The 22,909-nt window shown below is 47.5% G+C and carries 14 protein-coding genes and 4 tRNA genes; 6 read left to right on the forward strand and 12 right to left on the reverse strand.

Annotated elements, in window-relative coordinates; genetic code table 11:
* Positions 1-19: 19 nt before the first annotated feature.
* The 3 genes from nudC to dnaQ all read right to left on the reverse strand — a co-directional run bounded on the left by nudC (position 20) and on the right by dnaQ (position 3,972).
* Positions 20-796: an NAD(+) diphosphatase gene (gene nudC, locus JZ784_RS07960; protein ID WP_130147712.1), complete on the reverse strand. Its 777-nt coding sequence runs from the start codon at positions 794-796 to the stop codon at positions 20-22.
* Complete coding sequence (locus JZ784_RS07965; RefSeq protein WP_346314469.1) at positions 796-2,439, reverse strand: chemotaxis protein; 1,644 nt, start codon at positions 2,437-2,439, stop codon at positions 796-798. Before JZ784_RS07965 ends, nudC begins: the two co-directional genes overlap by 1 nt.
* 126 nt (positions 2,440-2,565) lie before the next feature.
* Entirely contained in the window at positions 2,566-3,972 is a 1,407-nt protein-coding gene (dnaQ, locus tag JZ784_RS07970; RefSeq protein WP_005008425.1) for a DNA polymerase III subunit epsilon, read from the reverse strand.
* A 206-nt stretch (positions 3,973-4,178) separates the two neighbouring features.
* Between dnaQ and JZ784_RS07975 the strand changes: the two genes are divergently transcribed.
* The 6 genes from JZ784_RS07975 to JZ784_RS08000 all read left to right on the forward strand — a co-directional run bounded on the left by JZ784_RS07975 (position 4,179) and on the right by JZ784_RS08000 (position 14,412).
* The gene (locus JZ784_RS07975) at positions 4,179-7,493 is read left to right on the forward strand and encodes a LysM peptidoglycan-binding domain-containing protein (protein WP_346314470.1); all 3,315 of its coding nucleotides are present in this window, start codon (positions 4,179-4,181) and stop codon (positions 7,491-7,493) included.
* A 61-nt stretch (positions 7,494-7,554) separates the two neighbouring features.
* Positions 7,555-9,363, forward strand: a complete 1,809-nt coding sequence (locus JZ784_RS07980) for an extracellular solute-binding protein (protein WP_346314683.1) — start codon at positions 7,555-7,557, stop codon at positions 9,361-9,363.
* A gap of 23 nt (positions 9,364-9,386) precedes the next feature.
* Positions 9,387-10,454, forward strand: a complete 1,068-nt coding sequence (yejB, locus tag JZ784_RS07985) for a microcin C ABC transporter permease YejB (protein WP_346314471.1) — start codon at positions 9,387-9,389, stop codon at positions 10,452-10,454.
* A complete protein-coding gene (locus JZ784_RS07990; protein WP_346314472.1) occupies positions 10,454-11,467 on the forward strand; it encodes an ABC transporter permease in 1,014 nt (337 codons plus the stop codon). Before yejB ends, JZ784_RS07990 begins: the two co-directional genes overlap by 1 nt.
* Positions 11,442-13,064: a dipeptide ABC transporter ATP-binding protein gene (locus tag JZ784_RS07995; RefSeq protein ID WP_346314473.1), complete on the forward strand. Its 1,623-nt coding sequence runs from the start codon at positions 11,442-11,444 to the stop codon at positions 13,062-13,064. The genes JZ784_RS07990 and JZ784_RS07995 overlap by 26 nt, the downstream gene beginning before the upstream one ends.
* Positions 13,065-13,167: 103 nt before the next feature.
* Positions 13,168-14,412, forward strand: coding sequence for an NADH:flavin oxidoreductase/NADH oxidase family protein (locus tag JZ784_RS08000; protein ID WP_346314474.1), 1,245 nt, complete (start codon positions 13,168-13,170; stop codon positions 14,410-14,412).
* A gap of 27 nt (positions 14,413-14,439) precedes the next feature.
* Here JZ784_RS08000 and JZ784_RS08005 read toward each other — a convergent pair whose 3' ends face one another.
* The 9 genes from JZ784_RS08005 to JZ784_RS08045 all read right to left on the reverse strand — a co-directional run bounded on the left by JZ784_RS08005 (position 14,440) and on the right by JZ784_RS08045 (position 22,879).
* Entirely contained in the window at positions 14,440-15,117 is a 678-nt protein-coding gene (locus JZ784_RS08005) for a glutathione binding-like protein (RefSeq protein WP_346314475.1), read from the reverse strand.
* Between the two features lie 171 nt (positions 15,118-15,288).
* A tRNA-Glu gene (locus JZ784_RS08010) sits at positions 15,289-15,364 on the reverse strand.
* Between the two features lie 46 nt (positions 15,365-15,410).
* A tRNA-Glu gene (locus tag JZ784_RS08015) sits at positions 15,411-15,486 on the reverse strand.
* Positions 15,487-15,509: 23 nt separating this feature from the next.
* A tRNA-Glu gene (locus tag JZ784_RS08020) sits at positions 15,510-15,585 on the reverse strand.
* A 132-nt stretch (positions 15,586-15,717) separates the two neighbouring features.
* The gene (locus JZ784_RS08025; protein ID WP_346314476.1) at positions 15,718-16,623 is read right to left on the reverse strand and encodes an alpha/beta hydrolase; all 906 of its coding nucleotides are present in this window, start codon (positions 16,621-16,623) and stop codon (positions 15,718-15,720) included.
* A gap of 96 nt (positions 16,624-16,719) precedes the next feature.
* Entirely contained in the window at positions 16,720-18,132 is a 1,413-nt protein-coding gene (locus tag JZ784_RS08030; protein WP_346314477.1) for an amino acid permease, read from the reverse strand.
* A gap of 107 nt (positions 18,133-18,239) precedes the next feature.
* Positions 18,240-18,315 (reverse strand) — tRNA-Glu (locus JZ784_RS08035).
* A 256-nt stretch (positions 18,316-18,571) separates the two neighbouring features.
* A complete protein-coding gene (locus tag JZ784_RS08040; RefSeq protein WP_346314478.1) occupies positions 18,572-20,005 on the reverse strand; it encodes an amino acid permease in 1,434 nt (477 codons plus the stop codon).
* A gap of 387 nt (positions 20,006-20,392) precedes the next feature.
* The gene (locus tag JZ784_RS08045; protein ID WP_346314479.1) at positions 20,393-22,879 is read right to left on the reverse strand and encodes a TonB-dependent receptor plug domain-containing protein; all 2,487 of its coding nucleotides are present in this window, start codon (positions 22,877-22,879) and stop codon (positions 20,393-20,395) included.
* Positions 22,880-22,909: the final 30 nt, after the last annotated feature.

Raw genomic sequence — 22,909 nt, forward strand, 5'->3', positions numbered from 1 at the left:
AAACGCGTTTGGTTCTGGCTTAAAGCCAAGCCTGCGTATCATCCGCAACAGCCGTGCCATGAATCGCATGCATGATCATGGCATGCGCAATACTGCCTTTAAATGGAATTTCCGGCAGCTGATCAAATTTAAAGAAGGCGGCATCACTGATTTCTTCGGGCTGCAGTTTAATTTCACCCGCAGCGTATTCTGCTTTAAACGCGATCATTAAATTGCTTGGAAAAGGCCAGGGCTGACTGGCCAGATATTGAATATTTTGCAGCGTCAAGCCGACTTCCTCCAGCGTCTCCCGCCGCACAGCATCTTCCAGCGTTTCTCCAACTTCAATAAAGCCAGCAATTAAGCCGTACATTTCACTGTTTTTATTGCGGGCATTTTTGGCCAGCAAAATTTCATCTTGGCCGCGGGTAATCACGGTAATGACGCAGGGATTGACACGCGGATATTGATGATAGCCGCAGGAAGGGCAAACCATAGCATATTCACTGGCGTGAACATCGGTTTTATGTCCGCAGTGGCTGCAGAATTTATGGTTGCGGCGCCATTCTAAAAGCTGAATAGCGCGGCTGGCCTGTTCAAACTCTTTGATATTCCAAAGCTGGAGCAATTGGCGGATCGGTACGAGCTGCAAGCCGTCAGGGATGGGCTCATGATCCAGAAGGTCACGGGCAATCACTTGATCACCCGCGCTGATCAGCAAATCGCTTGCCAGGCTTTCAACTTGAGGAAGCTGATAATGTTCATCGACTAACAGCTGCTGCTGTTTGAAAATATAGGCAAGCGAGAGTGTGGTCATTAGGCTGCAGATTTCAGTTTATCACTGCTTTCCAATGCTACCTTAAACATCGTGTGCAATACAGGCAATTTGTTCTTTAAATTGTCGATCAGCATGTCTGCGCTCGCCAGCGTATCTAAAACATGGTTAATGTTTTGCGCGTCTATCGCATCGGTTGCATCCATGCGGTTTTGCAGGAAAGACGCGGCAGCATTCAGCGCATCTCGGCCTGTTTCAGCATTCAAGAACAGCAAGGCGCCGCCAATTTCGCGCAATTGCGAAGGAATTGTCTGCAATAGGGCAGGATCTTGCTCTTTTACAAACTGAACTAAAGTCTGGCTGGCTGCATCAATTAAAAGCTTGGTTTCATTCAGCAGCGCTTCATGCGCTTCGTCTAGGCGGTCTAATGAAATGTTCATGTTGTTGACACGCAGCTGCAGACGGCTTGAAGTGTGGTGACGTTCCAGCACGCCAATCGAATTCATGGCAGATAAGATACAGTTCATCAGCTGCTGCGCAAAATTTTCATCTTTCAAAATTTCTGTTTGGTTTAAGGATGCGGCTTGGCGAGTCAGATCATTATGCGCTTCGTTCAAGTTCAGCACTTTGAATATGTTGCCCAGCTGAAGCAGTTTAGCTTGCAGTTCCTGAGTTTTTTCAGGTGTCATATTCTGATAGTTGAACTCAATATCATTGCGGATTTGCGTCATTTCAGCAGTGACTAAATCACTGATGGTATGCATGGTGTCAAAATCAGGGCCATACAAATGACGGCTGAAGACTTGAAGCTGGATATCAGTCAGCAGGTCGTCTCCAATATTCAATTTGCCGCGGATATGCTGCGACACTTCATCTTCTTGGCTGATGCAGAGGCTGAGCACATTTGCAATATCCGCAAGCGATGCTTTATAGCGTTCAGGCGCGCTGAAATACTGCGCCATATTGCGTTCAATGCTGATGAAGGTGCGCAGGCGGGGTTCGCTGAGCAGCAAATGGTCAAGTTGATTAAACGCGTTAAAAACCAGGTTCCAGTACTGCTTGCTTGGGTGCTTTTCAGACAGGCCTGCTAAATATGCGCCCGCCAGCTTAATGGCTTGCAGGTCAGATTCAGTTTCTTCCTGCTTCAGCAGCTTGTTTAAAGCCAGTTTATACAGTCGGTGCACATATTTTGATTTTTCCAAAGCCGGCGCTTGAGGCAAATCAAAATCTGGGGTGATTGAGTCGAGCAGGGTCTCGATATGCTGGCCCTCAGAAGTCAGCGGCTTACCTAATGACAATTCTAGACGGTTGAGCGTATCTAATAAGAATTGCGGAATTTTGACTTCACGCAAGCAGATGAATTCAATATAGCGCTTCAGCATGGTGGTGCCTTCGCTGAGCGCAATCACATCTGTTGAGTTAATGATGGCAGGATTCCCCATGATCTTGCGCATTAATTCTGCAGAATATTGTGCAATTTTAGCAAGGCTGGACATATCAATCAGCGCCAGAACCTGTGAGCATTGCTCGAATTGATTGAGCGCATCATCAATGCCGAAAGGCAAAGTTTGGTCTTCCACTAAGGTGCTGACTGCTGATTCGACTAACTTGATCGAGTTATCAACCTCATTTTTTATTATCAGCAATGCCGTTGGATCAAAATGAATAGAGGTTTGGTAGGACATGGATCTGCACCTTTCCTAGGGTTTTATCTTGTTTGTGAACCGCCTTGTTCAGGCGGGCCATCTTTTGTTTTACTATAGCGTAAGTTTTAATGGTTTAAATACAAAAAGTAACACGGAATTCAGATTTTATTTTGCGAAAAGGCAAGGTGTTCCATGTTTTTCTTCAAATTGTTTGACCCAATTCTCATGCTCTGCTAATTCCTCTTCGCTTGGCATAATGGCAGGCAGCTCAATTTGCACGGCCTGTCTGGACGCATTGCCTTGAGCGCTTTCAGAATGAGTCAGGGCGTCGATGTCAAATGAAACCTGCCCGCCAGTCATGGCTAAATAAACATCGGACAGGATTTCCGCATCCAGCAAGGCGCCGTGGAAAGTACGGTCACGCTGCGGAATTTCATAGCGGCGAACCAGCGCATCCAGCGAGTTTTTTTGCCCAGGGTGCTTGGCTTTTGCCATGCTTAACGTATCGGTCACTTCGCAGACATTCGACAGCGCACCAAAGCCGGCGCGGGTGAACTCCATATTTAAGAAGTTCATATCGAAGGTTGCGTTATGCGCAATAATTTCTGCGCCTTTTAAGTACTCGTATAAAGCCTCGGCAATTTCTGCATACAGCGGCTTGTCTTTTAAAAAGTCATCGCTGATGCCGTGAATATTTTCAGATTCGCCCACAGGCTTTTGCGGGTTGATATAAATATGAATGGAACTGCCGGTCAGCTTGCGGTTAATCATTTCGATTGCGCCGACTTCAATAATGCGGTCGCTGTCCTGGAAATAAAAACCGGTGGTTTCGGTATCCAGAATCAGCTGGCGCGGGCCTTGCAGGTCCAATGTGGCGGGTGTAATGACGACTGCCGGATGAATCGGCGCGTTTGATGCCTGCTTTGCAGGAATTCTGCTTGCGTCTGCAGGAACAGCCTCGTCCAGCGCATCTTCAGCCCATGTGTTGATCGGCGCATCACCCGCTGCGTCCGTTGATTCCGCATCGTGCATTTCATCTTCGGAATATTCTTCTTCGTCATCCGAGGCATCCAATCCAAAAGGATCATTCAAGAGCCAGTCAGATTCCGCTTTTTTTTTAGTTTCGACGGCATTGCCGTTTTTTAACTGGGCTGCGGTTTCTTCTGCGCCTTGGTTGGCCAACTGATCCGCCATTTCATTGCCGGCGTGGCCTGCATGGCCTTTAATCCAGTTCCACTCAATCTCACGGCCTTGGCATACAGCATCCAGTTTTTTCCAAAGGTCAGGATTTTTGACATCTTTCCAGTTTTTCTTTTTCCAGCCGTGAATCCATTCTGTAATGCCTTGCTTGACATAGTTGGAATCTGTCCAAATGATCAGTTTGGCATCCATTGGGCAAAACAGCACACCTTCAATCGCTGCAGTCAGCTCCATGCGGTTATTGGTGGTTTCCGCTTCGCCGCCGCAAATTTTATGCTCTGCAGATTCTGTAATAATGTATGCACCCCATCCGCCTAAACCGGGATTGCCCTTGCAGGCGCCATCGACATAAAGCGTGATTGTTTGTGACATAAATATGAATCCGGAAAGTTAAGGCTGAGTTCAAGGGAGTATTGTATAACGCAATTGCAAATGAGGAAGCGATATCACGACGTTTTTTTAATTTCTTGTAACATTTATACTCGAAACACGTTAAATTAACGCCTTGTGTCTGAGTGGCGCTTCACTACAATGGCATATCTAAAAAATAAATTTTATACGAGTTGTTTGGATTTTTTATGTATAAACCAACCACGATCTGGTGTCAGCCTACTTTCCCGTCATTATTCAAAATTACAGTACTGGGTTCAGCGTTAGCTGCTTTAGGCTTAACGGGCTGTTCATCTACTTCCAGCACAACACATGGGTCGAAGTCGAAAATGGTTGGTTCATCGGGCTATTTGGATGCCAATAGCTTAGATGGTTTGGAAGATTTGCTTTCTGCAACAGATATGCGGGCAGTGGAAGGCGACCGCCTGCAAGTTTTAAAGCATGGCGATGTGTGGAAGCGCATGACTGTTGGCTTTAAAATGGATTTAAACCATTGGGATACCCGCATTGAAGCGCAGCGCGGCTGGTTTGCCTCCCGTCAGCCCTATATTGACCGGTTGAGCGCGCGCGCATCGCGTTATCTGTATCACACTGTAAAAGAAGCGGAGCGCCGCGGCATGCCGACCGAGTTGGCATTGCTTCCTGTGATCGAAAGTTCTTATGATCCTGCAGCAACTTCAAGCGCCGCCGCCGCTGGCCTTTGGCAGTTTATTCCAAGCACTGGGCGTATTTATGGCTTAAAGCAGACCAGTATGTACGATGGGCGCCGTGATGTGGTGGAATCTACACGGGCCGCTTATGAATTTTTAGGCAGTTTGTATAATCAGTTTGGTTCTTGGGAATTGGCGCTGGCATCTTATAATGCAGGCCCAGGCCGCATTCAGCAGGCAATTAACCGCAATAAAGCTGCCGGTTTGCCGACCGATTACTGGTCTTTAAAATTGCCGCAGGAAACCATGAACTATGTGCCGCGGTTTTTGGCGGTCGCGCAGATTATTAAAAATCCGGACGCTTATGGCGTAAGTTTGCCGCCCATTGCCAACCGCCCTCATTTCCGTGAAGTGATGGTTGGGCCTGCCAGCCTAGATGAGGTTTCTTCTGTTACAGGCTTAAGCCGTTCAGAACTATATGCATTAAATCCTGGGCACCGCGGTGAAGTGATTGACACGGGCAGCCCGATGAAAATTTTAATTCCCGCTGACATCAGCCCATCGGTAGATGCAAAGCTGAAAAAGATGAAATCGTCTGCGGGCGGCTACTGGGCGGGCGGTTTTAGCCAGGACTTGCCTAAAAATAATGTCACTATTGCACCTTCGCGTGAAACACCGCCGGCCTTAAATACTAAAACGGTTGTCCCTTCAATATCTGTACCGCCAGTGTTGGCATCTGCTAAGACGCCGGCAGTGGCTGTGAAGCCGGCTGTGGCGGTATCCAGCAATAGCGCTTTGGGGCGCCCGCAAGCGCAGACGCCAAGAGGTTCTGATGCTTTAGCTGCCTTCGCATCCAGTACGAATATCCCCAGCGCGCCGCGTATTCCTGTTGCCGTGACACCGGCAGCGCCAGTTAAAGCCGTGTCTGCAGAACCGCCATTGTCAGCAAAAGAGCGCGAACAAATCATGGCGGCGATTAAGGCTGAGGGCGAAACCAAAACAGTTGATGAAGTGCTGAAACCTGTTGCGACGAAAGCGGAACAGGATGAAGTGGTTCAAGAGCTGACTGCTTTAGCGCCTAAAGGCACTGAAATTGTTGATCCCTATGACGGTAAAATTAAGCTGACCGCAATTCAAACCAGCCAATCTATTGCCGACCAGCAGGGTAAAGAGCTGACCAAAGGCTTTGCTTATCCGAAAAGCGTCGCTGAAAATACCCGTCCGGACTCTGATGAGGCGAAGCGGAATTTAGGCAAAAACTACATCAAAACAGATTCAGAAGTGGTCGTGGTTGCGCCAAAAGGGAAACGCAGCACCTATACCGTTCAGTCTGGCGATACGCTGGCGGTGATCGCCATGAAAAACGGCGTGAACTGGCGTGATATTGCCAAGTGGAACCAAATGGATGCGGATTCTAAGCTGTTTGTTGGAACCGTGATCTATTTATACGATGCGAAACCGGCCGCGCAGCAGGAAGAATCAAAGTCAAAAGTTCAGCCAGAAAATTATGTCGTGAAAGCCAATGACAGTTTAACAGGTGTTGCCAGCCAATTTGGCTTATCGGTGAAGCAGCTGGCGGATTTCAATAATATCAGCACGACCAGCGGCTTAATTGTGGGGCAGAAGCTTTCGCTGAAAGAAACAGCCGCATCGAAGGCGAAACTTGAAGCCGACAGCAAAAAAGCCGAGGCTGAGAAAAAAGCCCTTAAAGTGCCTACCAAGACTTATACCGTAAAACGCGGCGAGTATTTGAAACTGATTGCCGACCGCTATGCACTGTCCAATCAGGAATTGGCGGATTTGACTTCGGGCTTAACTGCATTCAGCAACCTGATGGCGGGTCAAAAAATTAATGTGCCGCTGAATGATGTGGAATCTGTTTCCAGCAGCAATGCAAAGCCGGCGGCAAAAGCGGAACCTAAGGCCGAAGCGAAATTTGAACCAAGCTATAAAACAGAAAGCTACAGCGTACAGCGCGGCGATACGCTGTATAGCGTTGCCGCTCAATCTAAAATCAGCGTGTCTGAATTGGCGGAAATCAACAATATTGCAGCCAATACCGGCCTTCGCGCTGGCCAGTCCCTGAAAGTGCCCGCCATCAAGAAAACGCCTGAACAGTATGTGGTGCAACCGGGCGATACGCTTTCTGCACTTGCAGGCCGTTATGATTTAACCATTGATTATATTGCGAATGTTAACGGCATTAACCGCAATAACGGCCTGCGTGTTGGGCAAAAGCTTCAGCTGACCGGTGATGCGCCTGAAGAAAAGGCGGAAGTTAAACCTGCCATGAAAGCTGAAGCCAAATCATCATCCAAAAATGACAAAGCCAGTTCTGGCCTTGTTCAGGAAACGCATACAGTGAAATCGGGAGAAACCCTGACTTCGATTGCGCAAAAATACCATTTGCAGCTGAATTATCTGGCGGATCTGAATAATTTGAGCCGCACCGGTTCTGTCCGCATTGGCCAAAAATTAAAAATTGCCGGCGACTTGCCGGAAGCGGAGAAAAGCGCCGCGCCTGCAGCGGCAAAACCGGCGCCAGCACCTTCGCGCAGCACAGAAAGCTATACCGTAAAAGCAGGCGAGTCTTTGAATTCGATTGCCGGCCGTACGGGGCTAGGCGTTGCTGAACTGGCGGATATGAACAGTTTAAGTGCGCGCGCCGGTTTGCGCGTCGGGCAAAAAATTCAGATTCCAAAAACCATCACGGAATACCGCATAAAACGCGGCGATACGCTGATTGGCTTGGCAAGCCGTTATGGCATGGAGAGCGGCGCTTTGGCTGAATTAAATAATCTGCAGCCTTCTGCATCATTGCGTATCGGTGACGTCATTAAAGTACCGAACTAAAGCCAAACACACAGCAGGGAGCAATGTGAACAGTTTATTCGTCAAGGTTTATCCTTATGTACTGGCTTTAGGAACTGCAGCGCTGCCGCAAGGGGGCTGCGCTGCGCTGCAGACCACACCTTTCATTGCGGTGCACAGTGCGCCGAAATATGCCTCTTTGGCAATCATGCCCTATGCCAATATAAAGGCGCCGAAAGGCGGTTATTTGAGTACCGCCAGCAATGGCACCTTTGATAATTTGAACAGCATGAACGGCAAAGGCAGTTCAGTCGATGGGGTCAATTATCTGTTCGATTCATTGATGAGCAGTTCCCTGGATGAACCGGGCGTAATGTATCCGCTGCTGGCGACAAGTGTCACCTTTGACCCGCATAAAACAGCTTATGTCATTTTCCATTTAAATCCAAAAGCCAAATTCAGTGACGGTTCGGCCGTGACTGCAGATGATGTGAAATACAGTTTTGATGCCTATCAAACCAAGTCAAACCCTGGCCTGCAAATGTATCTGGCCGATTTAGCCAAGACTGAAGTGCTGTCTAAATATCAGGTCAAAATGAGTTTTAAATCGGACAATAATGCGGAAATGCCGCTGATTTTGTCGCAAATGCCCATTTACTCAAAAAAGGACTGGGCGGAAAAAGATTTTACCCGTGTGACGTTGCAGCCGATCTTGGGTTCAGGGCCGTATTTAATTGACCGGATTGATGCGGGGCGCAGCATCAGCTATAAACGCAATCCCAATTACTGGGGCAAAGATTTGCCGGTCAACAAAGGCCGCCATAATTTTGACCGCTTGAAATACGTCTATTACCGCAGTTTAGATATTGCTTTTGAAGGCTTTAAGTCTGGGCAGTACACGCTGCATGAGGAATATACGGCAAGAAAATGGGTGACGGAATATAATTTTCCTGCAGTGAAAGCCGGCATGGTGGTGAAATACCGCTTTAAGCACAGCAACCCGATTGCCACGCAAAGTTTTGTATTCAACACCCGCCGCAATCCCTTTCAAGACATCCGCCTGCGTCAGGCGCTAACCTATGCCTATGATTTTGAGTGGCAGAATAAAGCGCTGTTTTATGGCCAATACACGCGTTTGCAAAGCTATTTTGCCAATAGTGAACTGGAAGCGAAAGGCATGCCGTCTGCCGGCGAGCGGGCTATACTGAATCCGCTGCTGGCCAAATTAGATCCTGTTCAGCGTGCAGGTGTGCTGAAAAACTGGCAGTATCCAGTGTCAGATGGCAGCGGCTTTAACCGCAATAATTTATTACAGGCCAGACAGCTGCTGATTCAAGCCGGCTATAAATATAAGAATGGCCAATTAATGGATCATAAAGGGCAGCCAATACAAATTGAATTTCTCATTCATCAGGACGGCTTGCAGCGGACATTGATGCCTTTTGTGCGCAATATGAAACGTTTAGGCATTCAGGTGAATGTGCGTCAAGTGGATGTGCCGCAGTATATTGAGCGCATGCGGAGCAAAGATTTTGATATGACCACCAGTGTCATGCCGCAGTCTTTAAGTCCCGGCAATGAGCAGGCGCAGTTTTGGGGGAGCGCTTCCGCCGATCAGGATGGCAACTATAACTATGCAGGCATTAAAAATCCTGCTATTGATGCCATGATAGAGCAGGTGATTCGGGCCCCTGACCGCCAAGCGTTGGTGACCAGCACTCGTGCTTTGGACCGATTGCTCCGCGCTGGGTACTATCAGATTCCAACTTACGGCAAAGGCGAAAACTGGCTGGCGTATTGGAATATGTACAAACAGCCTGCGGTCAAGCCCAAACTGTCCACTGGCATTGATTACTGGTGGAGCGATGCCGCACAGGCCAATAAAGTTGCCAATTATCTGCGCAAGCAATAAGCCCAAAATAAAAGGAAAACAGGATGGGCACATATATTTTAAAACGCTTGTTATTGATTATCCCAACACTGTTAATTATTTTGCTGATTAACTTCGTGGTGATTCAAATCGCTCCGGGCGGGCCTGTCGAGCAAGCCATCCAGCAGGCCGAAGCTTTTCAAGGCATGGGAACGGCGGGCGGCGGGGAAACGGCTCAGAGCGGAAGCAAGTATCAAGGCGCGAAAGGCCTCAGTGAAGACATGGTGCAGAAGATCGAAGCCCAATATGGTTTCGATAAACCCGCGCATGAACGCTTTTGGCAAATGCTCAAAGGCTACGCCACTTTGGATTTTGGCACCAGTTTCTTTAAAGATAAGCCGGTGACCCAATTGCTGTGGGAAAAAATGCCTGTATCGCTGTCTTTGGGCCTGTGGAGTACCTTGCTGATTTATCTGGTGTCGATTCCGCTGGGAATTAAAAAAGCCCGTCAGCACGGCCTGCTATTTGATAAAGCCACCTCTTTGCTGCTGGCGGTTGGCTACGCTATTCCGGCTTTTGCATTTGCGATTTTACTGATTGTATTTTTTGCTGGCGGATCGTATTTCCAATGGTTTCCATTGCAAGGCATGGTGTCAGAAAATTTTTCTGAACTGAGCGCCTTTGGAAAAGCCGCTGATTATTTCTGGCATATGACGCTGCCATTATTAGCCATGGTGATCGGCGGCTTTGCAGGGCTGACCTATTTGACTAAATACTCCTTTATGGAAGAGCTGAACAAGCAATATGTTCTGGCTGCGCGTTCCAAAGGCTTAACGGAATCACGCGTGCTGTATGGGCATGTATTCCGCAATGCGATGCTGATTGTGATTGCGGGTTTGCCCGAAGCGCTGATTGGCATTTTCTTTGTAGGCAATTTATTCATTGAAATTATTTTTAATTTAGACGGTTTAGGGCTGCTGGGGTTTGAAGCCATTGTGCAGCGGGATTATCCCGTGATTTTCGGAACCTTATTCATTTTTACCTTGCTGGGCTTAATTTTACGGTTAATCAGTGACGTGCTGTATCAGGTCATTGATCCGCGCATCAACTTTGAATCACGGGGAGCGAAATAATGTCCCCGATTATGCAGGCGCGTTTAAAGCGCTTTAAAGAAAATAAACTGGGCTTTGGCTGCTTTATTTTGTTCAGCATTATTTTTCTGCTGTCTTTAGGCGCGGAGCTGATTGCCAATGACAAGCCGCTGCTGGTGAAATACGGCAGCAGCCTTTATCTGCCCGTATTTAAAAATTATCCTGAAACGGCCTTTGGCGGGGTATTTGAAACCGAAGCGGATTATAAAGACCCGGCTGTGCAGCAGCTGATTAATGAAAAAGGCTGGGCGCTGTGGCCGATCAACCATTTTTCTTATCAGACGCCAAATCTCGATTTAGCAGTGCCTGTGCCTTCAGCGCCGACAGCGCAGAACTGGCTGGGTACCGATGATCAGGGGCGGGATGTACTGGCGCGTATTCTCTATGGCCTTCGTGTGTCATTGCTGTTTGGTTTTGCTTTGACGTTGGCCTCAGCTGTTTTGGGAATCGCTGTCGGCGCGGTTCAAGGCTATTACGGCGGCTGGATTGACTTGATTGGCCAGCGTATTCTGGAAGTGTGGGGCGGCTTGCCCATGCTGTTCATGGTGATGATTTTGGTCAGCATGTTTACGCCAAGCGTGTACTGGCTGTTTGCCATTATGCTGCTGTTTGGCTGGCCCGCCTTGGTTGGGCTGGTTCGGGCTGAATTTTTGCGCGCGCGCAATTTTGACTATGTGCGGGCCGCGCGCAGCCTAGGCGCTACAGACCGGGCCATTATTTTCCGCCATATTTTACCGAATGCCATGAGTTCAAGCCTATCTCAGCTGCCTTTCATGCTGACAGCAAATATTACCGCGCTGACGGCGCTGGACTTTTTAGGTTACGGCCTGCCGCCGGATGCCGCTTCACTGGGTGAACTGCTGCTGCAGGGCAAAAATAATTTAAATGCGCCGTGGCTTGCGCTGTCTGGTTTTTTTACTTTAGCAATTGTGCTGTCATTGCTGATCTATATTGGGGAGGCGGCGCGCGATGCATTCGATCCAAGACGTCAATAATACATCGTCAGATACCGCTGCAGATCCTGCTGCGAATACGGTGCTCCGCGTGCATCAGCTGCGGATAGATCATGATGATGATGCGCAGCCGCTGGTGCAAGGCCTCAGTTTTGAGCTGCAGGCTGGTGAAACGCTGGCGATTGTCGGCGAAAGCGGTTCAGGCAAATCCATCAGCAGTTTAGCCTTGCTGGGCCTGCTGCCGAAAACGCTGCAGGTGTCTGGGCAGGCGCTATTCAGCGGTCAAAACCTTCTGGAAATGACACAGGCGCAGCTCCGCTGCATTCGCGGTGAAAAGATCGCCATGATCTTTCAGGAGCCGATGACCGCGCTGAATCCGCTGCACCGTGTCGAAAAAATTATTGGCGAAAGCCTGCTGCTTCGCGGCTGGTCTAAAGCCAAAACCCGTGAGCGGGTGATCCAGCTTCTTAATGATGTCGGCATTCCAGAGCCGGAAGAAAAGCTTAAACGCTATCCGCATGAACTGTCGGGCGGCCAGCGCCAGCGCGTGATGATTGCAATGGCTTTGGCTTTGGATCCTGACATTTTAATTGCCGATGAACCGACCACTGCCTTGGATGTCACGCTGCAGGCGCAAATTTTAAACTTGCTGCAATTGCTGCAGCAAAGCCGGAAAATGGCCATGATCCTGATCAGCCATGACCTGAATCTGGTGCGTAAATATGCCGATCAGGTGATTGTGATGCATCAGGGCCAAGCGGTTGAACAGGGCAATGCAGCGCAAATTTTTAATGCGCCTGCGCAGGCATATACCCAAGATTTGCTCAATCATGATTTTGGCGAAGCTTTAACGCTGAATCCGCAGCCAGCTGTCCTCGAACTGGTCAATGTAGGTGTGAAGTTTCCAATCAAGCAAGGCCTGCTGAATCGGGTCAAAGATTATGTTGTGGCGGTTGAGCCTTTGAGCATGGTGCTGCAGCAGGGGCAGTCAATCGGCATTGTGGGCGAAAGCGGTTCCGGCAAGAGTTCGCTGGCTTTGGCGGTTTCACGTTTAATAGACAGTGATGGGCAAATTTTGCTGCTGGGACAGGATTTAAATCAGCTGAATGAAAAACAGCTGCGCCCTTTGCGCAGTCATTTTCAAATTGTGTTTCAAGATCCGTTCAGCAGCTTAAACCCGCGTTTAAATGTGGAGCAGACCCTCAGTGAGGGCTTGGCGCTCAAGAATATTTCTAAAAACGACATTCAGCAGCGCATTGATGAGGCTTTGCAGAAAGTCGAACTGCCGGTGTCTTTTAAACAGCGCTATCCGCATGAACTGTCTGGCGGACAGCGGCAGCGCATTGCCTTGGCGCGGGCTTTGGTGCTGCAGCCGAAAGTGCTGATTCTGGATGAACCGACTTCTGCGCTTGACCGCACCACGCAGCGCGCCATTGTGCGCCTGCTGCGGCGTCTGCAGCAGGAAGACGGGATGAGTTATCTGTTTATCAGTCATGACTTGAAAGTGGTGAAAGCGCTCTGCCAAAAAGTGCTGGTGCTCCGCCGCGCCAAAATGGTGGAATTTCAGGATACAGAGGCTTTGTTTGCGCAGCCGCAAACGGAATATACGCAAAAGCTGATTGAAGCCAGCCAATACTGATCCTTACTGGAATGATTTGACAATATTAATTGTCTATATGCTATTGACGCCATGCAGAATATGGTTAGAGTAAAAGCACTATTTAAAGAATAACGGAAACGACATGAGCCATCTTGCAGAACCGATTCAAATCCGCGGGGCACAATTTAAAAACCGGATTATTAAAGGCGCAATGAGTGAAGCGCTGGCGAACGTTCAAGGGCAGCCGAATCATCTGCATTATGGCCTGTATGAAGCATGGGCGAAAGGCGGCTTAGGCTGCGCCATTACCGGCAATGTCATGGTGGATATCCGCGCCAAAAATGAACCGGGCGTCGTGGCAATTGAATCTGAGCGTGATTTGGCTTTGCTTAAGCAGTGGGCCGATATCGGCAAAAAGCATGGCATGGTGCAATTGGTGCAGCTGTCGCATCCGGGCCGCCAGTGTCCGAAAGGCCTGAACAAAGAAACCGTAGCGCCGTCTGCTGTGCCGTTCAGCCCAATGCTGGCAACAACCTTCGGCACGCCGCGCGCGCTGCGTGAAGATGAAATTAAAGACATTATTCAGCGTTTTGCCGCGGCAGCCGCAGTATGTGAAAAAGCGGGCTTTGAAGGTGTGCAGCTGCATGGCGCGCATGGTTATCTTATCAGCCAGTTTTTATCGCCCCTGACCAACCTGCGTACTGATCAATGGGGCGGTTCAATAGAAAACCGCATGCGTTTTTTATTGGAAATTTATCACGCGGTGCGCGCTGCCACATCAGACCGCTTCATTATTGCGGTAAAACTGAATTCCGCCGATTTTCAGCGCGGGGGCATTACCGAAGAAGATGTGATTGCTGTATTTAAGGCTATTGATGCAGCCGGCATTGACTTGATTGAAGTGTCGGGCGGGACGTATGAAGCGCCAGCCATGGCGGGTGCTAAAGAAGAGAAGCGTCAAGCATCGACGATTGCCCGCGAAGCCTACTTTTTGGATTTTGCCGATAAAATCCGCAAGGAAGTGAAATGCCATTTGATGGTGACGGGCGGCTTCCGTACGGTGCAAGGCATGAATGCGGCGCTGGACAGCGGCGCATGCGAGTTTATCGGCATTGCGCGTCCATTTGCGGTAGAAACGGCATTGGCAGACCGCCTGCTGGCCGGGCAGGATGTGCGGTATGGTGTAGATAAAATTAAAACCGGCATTCCAATGGTCGATAAAATGGCAATTATGGAAATTATTTGGTATGCGGCGCAGTTTAAAGCCATCGGCGAAGGCAAGCAGCCAAATCCTAAACTGTCGCCATTAAAAGTCTTTTTTAAGTACTTAAAAGGCAATTTGACGGCGGTGATTAAAGGCCGTGTGAACTCGCGCAAATCGGCTTAATGGGGATTGCAGGTAAATGCATCAGCGTTATTGCGTGATTTGCCAATAGCGCTGGAACTCTTCAGCCGACCAGCGCCCTTTCTGCAGTGCAGATTGAAAGGCCGGCCTGCTTTTGATTTGTGTTAAGTACTGCTCTAAAGCAGGGTAATCCGAAAATTGCGGATAGGCATATGCGCAAGCCTGCAGCGGAAACCATAATAAAATATCGGCCATGCTGAACTGGTTTCCTGCCAGCCAAGTGTTTTGCTGTAAATGGCTGACCAGCATCTGCAATTGTTTTTGAAGTTCAGGGTTTAAATAGCCTTGATTGAATGCCGCTTTAAATGCAAGGCTGACAAAGCGCACAGGCCAAGGGGTTTGCTGTGCAATCTGTGTAAAGACCTGTTTTAAGGCTAGGTTAGGCATAAAGCCGGCATCTGCAAAATTTTTATAAAAACAGAAATTCCAATAACTGCTGTCCGCAGGCTGTACCATGATTTTTTGTTCAAGCTGGCATAAATATTCTGCAATCGCGCTGCTTTCAGTCAGTGTCTGAGATTGGCTGTTCTGTTCGATGTGCAGGGTCGGGAACTTCATCTGTCTGTTCGGCTTATCTGCTGTGTTCTTACTGTAAATAATCAAATCATAATTGAGATTTAATTCTTCCAGCAGCCAAAGGATGCGCTGTGAGCGCGAATTAGGCAGGTGATGCAAAGTGATGTTCATGCGGTTTTATAATGATTGTGTTTAGGCTGTTTTTGAATATATAGGAATTTGAAAACATTATGCAGCGCCTCTGATCAGGTTGGCTGAAAATAGAGGCAATAAAAAAGCCCAAGGCTTAAATGCTTGAGCTTTTTTATGAGATGAAATTTTGATAAATCTCAATCTCGAATATGGCGTCCCTACGGGGATTCGAACCCCGGTTACCGCCGTGAAAGGGCGATGTCCTAGGCCTCTAGACGATAGGGACAGTACAGAAGTTAAATTTTAAAACCAGAACTTTTGATCTGAAGTAATGGCGTCCCTACGGGGATTCGAACCCCGGTTACCGCCGTGAAAGGGCGATGTCCTAGGCCTCTAGACGATAGGGACTTAATAAAATGTACTTCTGAAATTGGCGTCCCTACGGGGATTCGAACCCCGGTTACCGCCGTGAAAGGGCGATGTCCTAGGCCTCTAGACGATAGGGACGTTTCAGAGGTGGGCGTATATTAGGGTGAAAACCGGGGGGTGTCAAACGCTTTTCCACAAATAATTTCAGATTTCTGTACCGAGTGCATAAATTTAAAACAATATCTGAAAAAAGCTTGAAAAATACATCGTTTAAGGCGTTTTTTTGAGCATTTCCAGCAATGCCGCGACCGCAAGCGGATGCTGCAGATAACCGCCAATGTCATGCGGATGTTCAAGCTGTGTCCGAATTTCGTGGTTGATAATTGCCGGCTTAAATTTAAAGGGCGATTCCGAGAGGGGAAAGGCGGTGAGGAAATCATCCGCAGAGTAAAAATTGATCCAGTCGCCCGCGAGAGACGGCGGCCTTTGGATGGGCTGCGGAAGATGAGACTGTATGACGCGGAATGCAAGCGGAGAGCCGAGCGTGATAAATCTCTGAATATTCAGTTCAGGGTGCTGGATCATAAAATTGTAGGCAATGACGGTGCCCAATGAATGCGCAATGATCATTTGCGGTTTTGCTGTGTGCAGCTGTTCATGAATCCGTGCATGAACAGCGTGGATGAAGTGCGGATTGGATAAGTAGAGATAGGTTTCGACTAGAAATTTATGCAGCAGGCTGGCATGCAGGTCAGGAAAATGATTAATGATCAGGGCAAAGTCGCGCAGGGCCAAATCCCGGCTTAATGCGGCCATCCATTTTATTTTAGGGTTGGAATTCAGCGCATCTTCGACATTTAACTGCGGATTGTTGCAAATTTCGGGCGAGTGTTCATGCGCTGCCTGAGGGCTGGGCTGCAGTGGAACAGTATGGACAAATGGAAAATGCGGCCAATGCTGCGGCATCAATGTGCTGGCGTTTAATGTATTTTGCAGATGGTGCCTTGAAAGCAGGTCTCCATAGAAGGGCATGCGGATGTGCTGCTTTAAATAAGGATAATAGGCATCTTGCTGGCAATGATGCAGCCCGCTTTTGAAAATTCCTAACCAGCGCTGACGCAGTGATTCAGCTGTTTGATTTTGCTGGTTCATTCCATGAATCAAAATAATATTCATAGACGCACCTAGAAAGATGTCCTTTGTCAAAACAGTATAAATAAAAAAAGAGCAGCTGGAGCTGCTCTTTTTTTATTTATACTGAAAGCCTAATGTTTAGGATTTATTATGGTAGAACGCATAATAGCTGGCGTAGCAGACCGCAATAAACGCTAAACAGCCAAAGAAGCTGATGCGCAGTGATGGATCAAATACCATGCTGATGCAGGTGATAAAACAGAAGATAAAGCCCAGAATCGGCACAAGCGGGAACAGCGGGGCAGCAAAGCCCAATTCTGCTTTGGTATGCCCATCTTTATACCATTGACGGCGGAAGTTGAATTGGCTTAAGCAGATACTCATCCATACAACCACCATGGTAAATGCCGCAATTCCCAGTAAATTCGTGAAAATTGTTTCGGGTGCAAACTGCTCAGACAATAAGCCCGGCATGCCGCCAATCATGGTGACGATGACAGCCACATAAGGAACGCCGCGCGCATTGACTTTAGAGAACACCGCTGGCAGCTGCTTTTGATAAGACAGCGACCACATCATGCGGGATGCGGCAAACAGGCCTGAATTCGCAGCAGACAATAACGCAGTGATAATCACAAAACGGATAATGTCTTCAGCATAAGGAATGCCAATATGCTGGAATACCGTAACAAATGGACTGCTGCTGACGCCTTCAGCCGCTAAACCTGCTTCCTGATGCGGAAGGAGTGAAGTCACGACTAAGATGGTGCCCACAAAGAAAATCAGTAAGCGGAAAATCGCGGTATTGATCGCTTTCGGCACATTCTTCGCTGGATCTTTGGTTTCACCCGCAGCTACACCAATCAGCTCTGTACCTGAAAATGCAAAGTTAACGATCAGCATGGTGGTAAAGATAGGGAATAAACCTTCTGGGAACCAGCCTTGGGCCGTTAAGTTGCTAAATAAAGGCGCAGCTTCATAGCCTCTGTAGCCAATCACGCCAAAGATGGCGAGTAAACCCAACACAATAAAAGCAACGACCGTAATCACTTTGACTAAAGCCAGCCAAAACTCAGATTCAGCAAACCATCTGGTTGAAATCATATTCAGGCTGAATACAAAAACGCCAAAAAACAGGGTCCACATCCACATAGAACTGTCAGGGAACCATTCCTGCATCAGCAATGCGGCTGCCGTAAACTCCGTGCCTAATGTTACTGACCAGGTCAGCCAGTACAGCCAGGTAATGGTATAGCCTGTACCTGGCCCGATATAGCGTTTGGCATAGGCGCCAAATGAGCCGGACTCAGGAATATGAACGGCAAGTTCGCCTAAGCACAGCATAACCATATAGGCGATAATGCCGCCCAAAAAATATGAAATGATGGCACCGACAGGCCCCGTTTGTGCAATGACTTCACCCGACCCTAAAAACAGGCCTGTGCCGATTGCGCCGCCAAGCGAAATCATGACCAGATGCCGAGTACTCATAGCGCGTTTTAACGGCGCAGAATTGCCCTGATGCAGAGCATCATTCGGAGATGAGTGCATAAAATGTCATTAAGAAAATAGTAGGAAGCGGGCTATTGTAGAGAAAAATAGTGAGAGTGCAATCAGCTTTTAATTATTTGATAAAAGATAGTCTATAAAAAGATAGATGGCGTCCCTACGGGGATTCGAACCCCGGTTACCGCCGTGAAAGGGCGATGTCCTAGGCCTCTAGACGATAGGGACGTTGCGAGGTGATGGCTATATTAGGGATTTTTAAAAAAGCTGTCAAACCTGAGAAGGCATTATTTTTAAAATATTGAATTGTTTGATTAAAAAATGAGAGATTTATTTTGAGATGAGCAATTGAAAGGCGCTGCGTTTTTAAAGGGTCGTCAATCTTGCCATCCATAATGGCGGGTTGAATAACAAAGCGCAGCGGAGCCGCTGCGCTTTGTTCAAAGTCAAATTCATCAAAAATTTTGATTATAAAATAGGACTGTTATTGATTTTTATTGTGATACAGCCAGTAATAGCTGGCATAGCATGCCGCCATAAACAGCAGGCAGCCGATAAAGCCAGACAGCATTTCAGGGTCGGCGGCCATGCTTAAGCCGGTGGCCGTACAGCAGATAAAGCCTAATATCGGCACCAGCGGGAACCAAGGTGTTCTAAATTTCAACTCACTGACAGTATGGCCTTGCTTCAGCCATTGGCGGCGGAAGTTGAATTGGCTCCAGCAAATGCTCATCCAGACAATCACCATGGTAAACGCAGCCACGCCCATCAGGTTTTTAAAGATCACATCTGCGCCAAACTGTTCAGACAGCAAGCCAGGCAAACCGCCAATCATGGTGACCCAAATGGCAACCACAGGAACGCCTGATTTATTCACTTTGGCAAATACGCGCGGCAGATGATTTTGTGCAGACAGTGCCCACATCATGCGGGATGCGGCATATAAGCCTGAGTTTGCGGTAGACAATAAGGCGGTAATGATCACAAAACGGATCATATCTTCCGCATAGGGAATGCCCATCAAGTTGAAAACTGAAACGAATGGGCTGCTGCTGAGTCCGCCGTGACCGCCGACATTTAAGCCCGCATCGGTATAGGTCAGCAAAGAACTGATGACGATAATGGTGCCGACAAAGAAAATCATCAAGCGCCATACGGCCGCATGAATGGCTTTAGGCACATTTTTCTCTGGGTTTTCGGTTTCGCCCGCCGCAATCCCGATCATTTCTGTCCCGTTAAAAGCAAAGTTCACGATCAGCAAGGTTGCAAAAAGCGGGAACAAGCCATTTGGCAGCCAGCCATGTTCTGTCAAATTGCTGAACAGCGGGGCAGAGGTATAGCCTTCAAAAGGAATCAGGCCAAAAATGCAGGCAAAGCCAAGCCCGATAAATATCAGCACCGTCGCCACTTTAATAAAAGACAGCCAGAATTCAGACTCGGCAAAGGTGCGTGTGGAGCTGAGGTTGGACAGCAGCACGCCCGCAGCGAAAATCAGGGTCCATAGCCAGATAGAAGTTTGCGGAAACCACTCCTGCACCAGTATGGCGGCTGCGGTAAATTCTGTGCCTAAGGTGGCAGACCAGCCGAGCCAGTACATCCAAGACACCATATAGCCCGTTCCAGGGCCAATGTAGTTGGTCGCAAATGCCCCGAATGATCCGGATACCGGTAAATGTACGGCAAGCTCACCGAGGCAAAGCATGACCATATAGGCAATGATGCCCCCAATAATATAAGCAAGAACTGCCCCTAATGGGCCTGCTTGGGAAATAACCTCACCAGAACCCATGAACAGGCCAGTGCCAATGGCGCCGCCTAAGGAAAGCATAATTAGATGACGCGTGGTCATAGCGCGTTTTAAAGACGGCGTAGTCCCTTCCGCAGAGGGTTGCTGCGAAGGCTGAGAGGGAGATTGCATAGATTGAAAACAAAAGTTTTTAAAAACATATTTTATAGGTTCGTTATATGAAAAATCACATAAATCGGTTTTTTCTTATAATTTATATTTGACTATCAATAAAATAGATATAAATGTCCGGATTAGGGTTTTGGTTGAACTACGGAATGCTGTTCGGAAGATGGCTGCTTTTGTTCTGCCAGTTTGGTGCCGTCATCCCGGCTGATCATATAAATATATAGTGCGGCAGGAAATAAAATAAGTAAAACCAGCAGGATATTTTTCAGCATAAATATGGGGGGAGATTGAAAAAAGCCCGCTCAGTATAGCGAAAACAAGGCAGGCTGTAAGCTACAAAGTTTGTGAATTCAGGCGGCATTGTTCTCAGCAATGTAAATAATTTACAAACTAAAATTTAAAGGTGACATCAGCGATGAATTGGCGGCCAAGTTCAGGATAGATCACACCGGAAGAAATATAAGTGTTTTTACGGTCGGTGACGTTGTTCACTGTCAAGCCAAATGTTGTTTTGCTGCCATTCGCCATTGAAATGTCATACGTAGCCCGTAAATCCCAGTAAAATTTATTTTTCGTGGTGTATGGTGTGTACATGTCATATTCGATGCCGTTTTCATCCGTATAACCTTTGGTTGTCTTTTTCATGGCATCGACTTTGCCTTGATAGCTGATGAAGTTATTAATGGATAACGGCAAGTTATCAAATTGAATATCCCAGCCTAGGCGTGTTGTCCACGGAGTATTGAAGGCTTCAGAAGGACGGTCTTCGGCATTAATAATTTTGCCATCATAATAAATTTGCGGCGTGCCTATGTAGAAGGTCGAGCTGTAAGAGTTGAAGTTGCGTTCTGTTTGGGTGTAGTCGGCATTGAAGCTGAATTTATGCTGGCTGCCTAAGAATTGAAGCGGCTCAATATTGCTGATACTCAGGCTAAAAATGTCTGATTCTGAGTGGCCAGTATTGTCGTAAGTATAGGTGCTTCTTGTACTGTCAATTCTAGGATCAATCAGAGATTCGGTTCTGCGCAGCTGGTCTTTGTTTTTACGGTTCACCCATTTTAAACCCATGAGGGTATTCGCATAAGTGCCATTCACTGCAAATACGGTTTCATCCGCATATGGCGTGTCGAGCTGTGAACGGTAGGTATAAGATGCTGTGGAGCTTTTATCTTTCCAGTTATTGCTTAAATCTGTACGGTTTTGACTGACCATCATTAAGCCTTTGCGGTCTTGCAGTTCATTATAGAACGCATTTAAGCCATAGTAGCGGTTCCAGCCGGTAGAGAAATACAGATTATCATTGCCAAAAGGCTTATAAACAAATGAGCTGCGGGGCGCAATATTATTGTTTTTGGTTAAACTGTCATAGTCTGTTCTTAAGCCTAATGTTGCAGTGAGATATTTATCCCACTGAATTTGATCTTCTGCAAATGCATGCCAGCGGTCTTGCTGAACCTCGATTTTTCCTGCGAAATACGCCGTTCGATTAGCAAGATATTGACCATCAGTGCTATCACCTTCATCACATGCATCAAAGCGCGTACCTGAAGCAGCATAGCAATTTAGATTCTTCAGTTTGCCTACAGCGCCTGAATAGAGATAAGTGGTCTCTGGTCTTTCCCAATAAGCATTATAGTGCCCATAGCCAGCGCCAGCTTTAAAGGCATGGCTGAATGCGCCAATGCGGATTGGGTCGAAGACTGCTTTGGCTGTGTATTCCAGCTTTTCTTCTTGCTGTTCCATTGTGCCAAAGCTGCCTTCAATTTGTGTACCGGATGCGCGCCAATTTTTAGTAGAAGATTTTAGCCACGATAAATTATCTTTTTCCCCTTCGCGGGAAGCGGTTTGTATTTGATAGCTGAGCTGCTGCTCAAATTGAACTTTATTTAAGGCTTTATTGTAGTTGATATAAAAGTTTTGGCTGTCTGAAGTGTGCTGGCTTTCAGAGTTGGCTGTTGTAGCTAGAAAATAGCGACTTTCAGACTCCATAAACTGCGTGCCGATTTTCAGTGAGGTTTTATCATCGGGGGTGTAAAATAATTCTAAGCCTGCATTTGTTGATTCACGCTTTTGATCAAAATTCGTAGGCGTGCTGATGCTGGTTTTGAGTGGAATATCAGATTTCCGGTATGAGCCGAATGCATTCATACCCAATGTTTCAGACAGTCGGCCATAAGCCGTGGCGCTCATACCTTGTTTTGTAAAAAAAGGCTGGATTGCTTCACTCACTGAGTCTTCGAAGTTATCCGCTTGCTCTTGAGTTGGAAAGTGGATTTTAGACCAGCTATCTGAGGTGTAGTCGTAGCTGATCTTGCCGTGTATTTTCCCAATTTCAGTTTTTGGCGTACAGGTTTCTGCACTGACAACACCGCCGGTAAACTCGCCATATTCTGCACTGACATTACTGTCTAAAACAGTGAGCTTACACAGTAAGTCAGTATTGATGGCAACAGTTTGTGATCCACCCATTAATTCGGAAACATTTGTACTGCCAGCTTCGCTGGCTGGATTGATATTATTGTTTATACTCATCCCGTTAATCAGGAATTTATTATCATAGGGCAATCCGCCATTAATGCTGATTTCTGACGGATTCAGTTCACCTTGCTGGCGGCCGCTGCGTGCACTGGAGTCAAACTGCACATTCGGATTAACTTTTAAAAAGTCGGTAATGTTTTTTGAGCTATTCGGCGTTTTTTCTAAATCTTCTTTACTGTAAGTGGTTTGCCCGACTTCATTTGCCTTTTCTGCTTCTACGATAATGGTATTTAATTTCACTTCGGGCTGTACGGCTGCATTTTCGGCATCATTTGCATATGCGATAGGGCAAAGCGCGGAAAAAATAGCCAGAGCAAGCGGAGAGTGGGCAAATCGCATAGAGGGTAAAGTGGATATAAATAGTAATGC

The sequence above is a fragment of the Acinetobacter sp. CWB-B33 genome (genome assembly GCF_039655955.1).
In the GTDB taxonomy this organism is placed as follows: Bacteria; Pseudomonadota; Gammaproteobacteria; order Pseudomonadales; family Moraxellaceae; genus Acinetobacter; species Acinetobacter bouvetii.

Bases quoted from the DNA above. Each gene is read 5' to 3' on its own strand.
- JZ784_RS08045 (WP_346314479.1), bottom strand. From the start codon at position 22,879: ATGCGATTTGCCCACTCTCCGCTTGCTCTGGCTATTTTTTCCGCGCTT.
- JZ784_RS07975 (WP_346314470.1), top strand. From the start codon at position 4,179: ATGTATAAACCAACCACGATCTGGTGTCAGCCTACTTTCCCGTCATTA.
- JZ784_RS08000 (WP_346314474.1), top strand. From the start codon at position 13,168: ATGAGCCATCTTGCAGAACCGATTCAAATCCGCGGGGCACAATTTAAA.
- JZ784_RS08005 (WP_346314475.1), bottom strand. From the start codon at position 15,117: ATGAACATCACTTTGCATCACCTGCCTAATTCGCGCTCACAGCGCATC.
- yejB (WP_346314471.1), top strand. From the start codon at position 9,387: ATGGGCACATATATTTTAAAACGCTTGTTATTGATTATCCCAACACTG.
- JZ784_RS08030 (WP_346314477.1), bottom strand. From the start codon at position 18,132: ATGCACTCATCTCCGAATGATGCTCTGCATCAGGGCAATTCTGCGCCG.
- JZ784_RS07990 (WP_346314472.1), top strand. From the start codon at position 10,454: ATGTCCCCGATTATGCAGGCGCGTTTAAAGCGCTTTAAAGAAAATAAA.
- JZ784_RS08040 (WP_346314478.1), bottom strand. From the start codon at position 20,005: ATGCAATCTCCCTCTCAGCCTTCGCAGCAACCCTCTGCGGAAGGGACT.
- dnaQ (WP_005008425.1), bottom strand. From the start codon at position 3,972: ATGTCACAAACAATCACGCTTTATGTCGATGGCGCCTGCAAGGGCAAT.
- nudC (WP_130147712.1), bottom strand. From the start codon at position 796: ATGACCACACTCTCGCTTGCCTATATTTTCAAACAGCAGCAGCTGTTA.
- JZ784_RS07965 (WP_346314469.1), bottom strand. From the start codon at position 2,439: ATGTCCTACCAAACCTCTATTCATTTTGATCCAACGGCATTGCTGATA.
- JZ784_RS08025 (WP_346314476.1), bottom strand. From the start codon at position 16,623: ATGAATATTATTTTGATTCATGGAATGAACCAGCAAAATCAAACAGCT.
- JZ784_RS07995 (WP_346314473.1), top strand. From the start codon at position 11,442: ATGCATTCGATCCAAGACGTCAATAATACATCGTCAGATACCGCTGCA.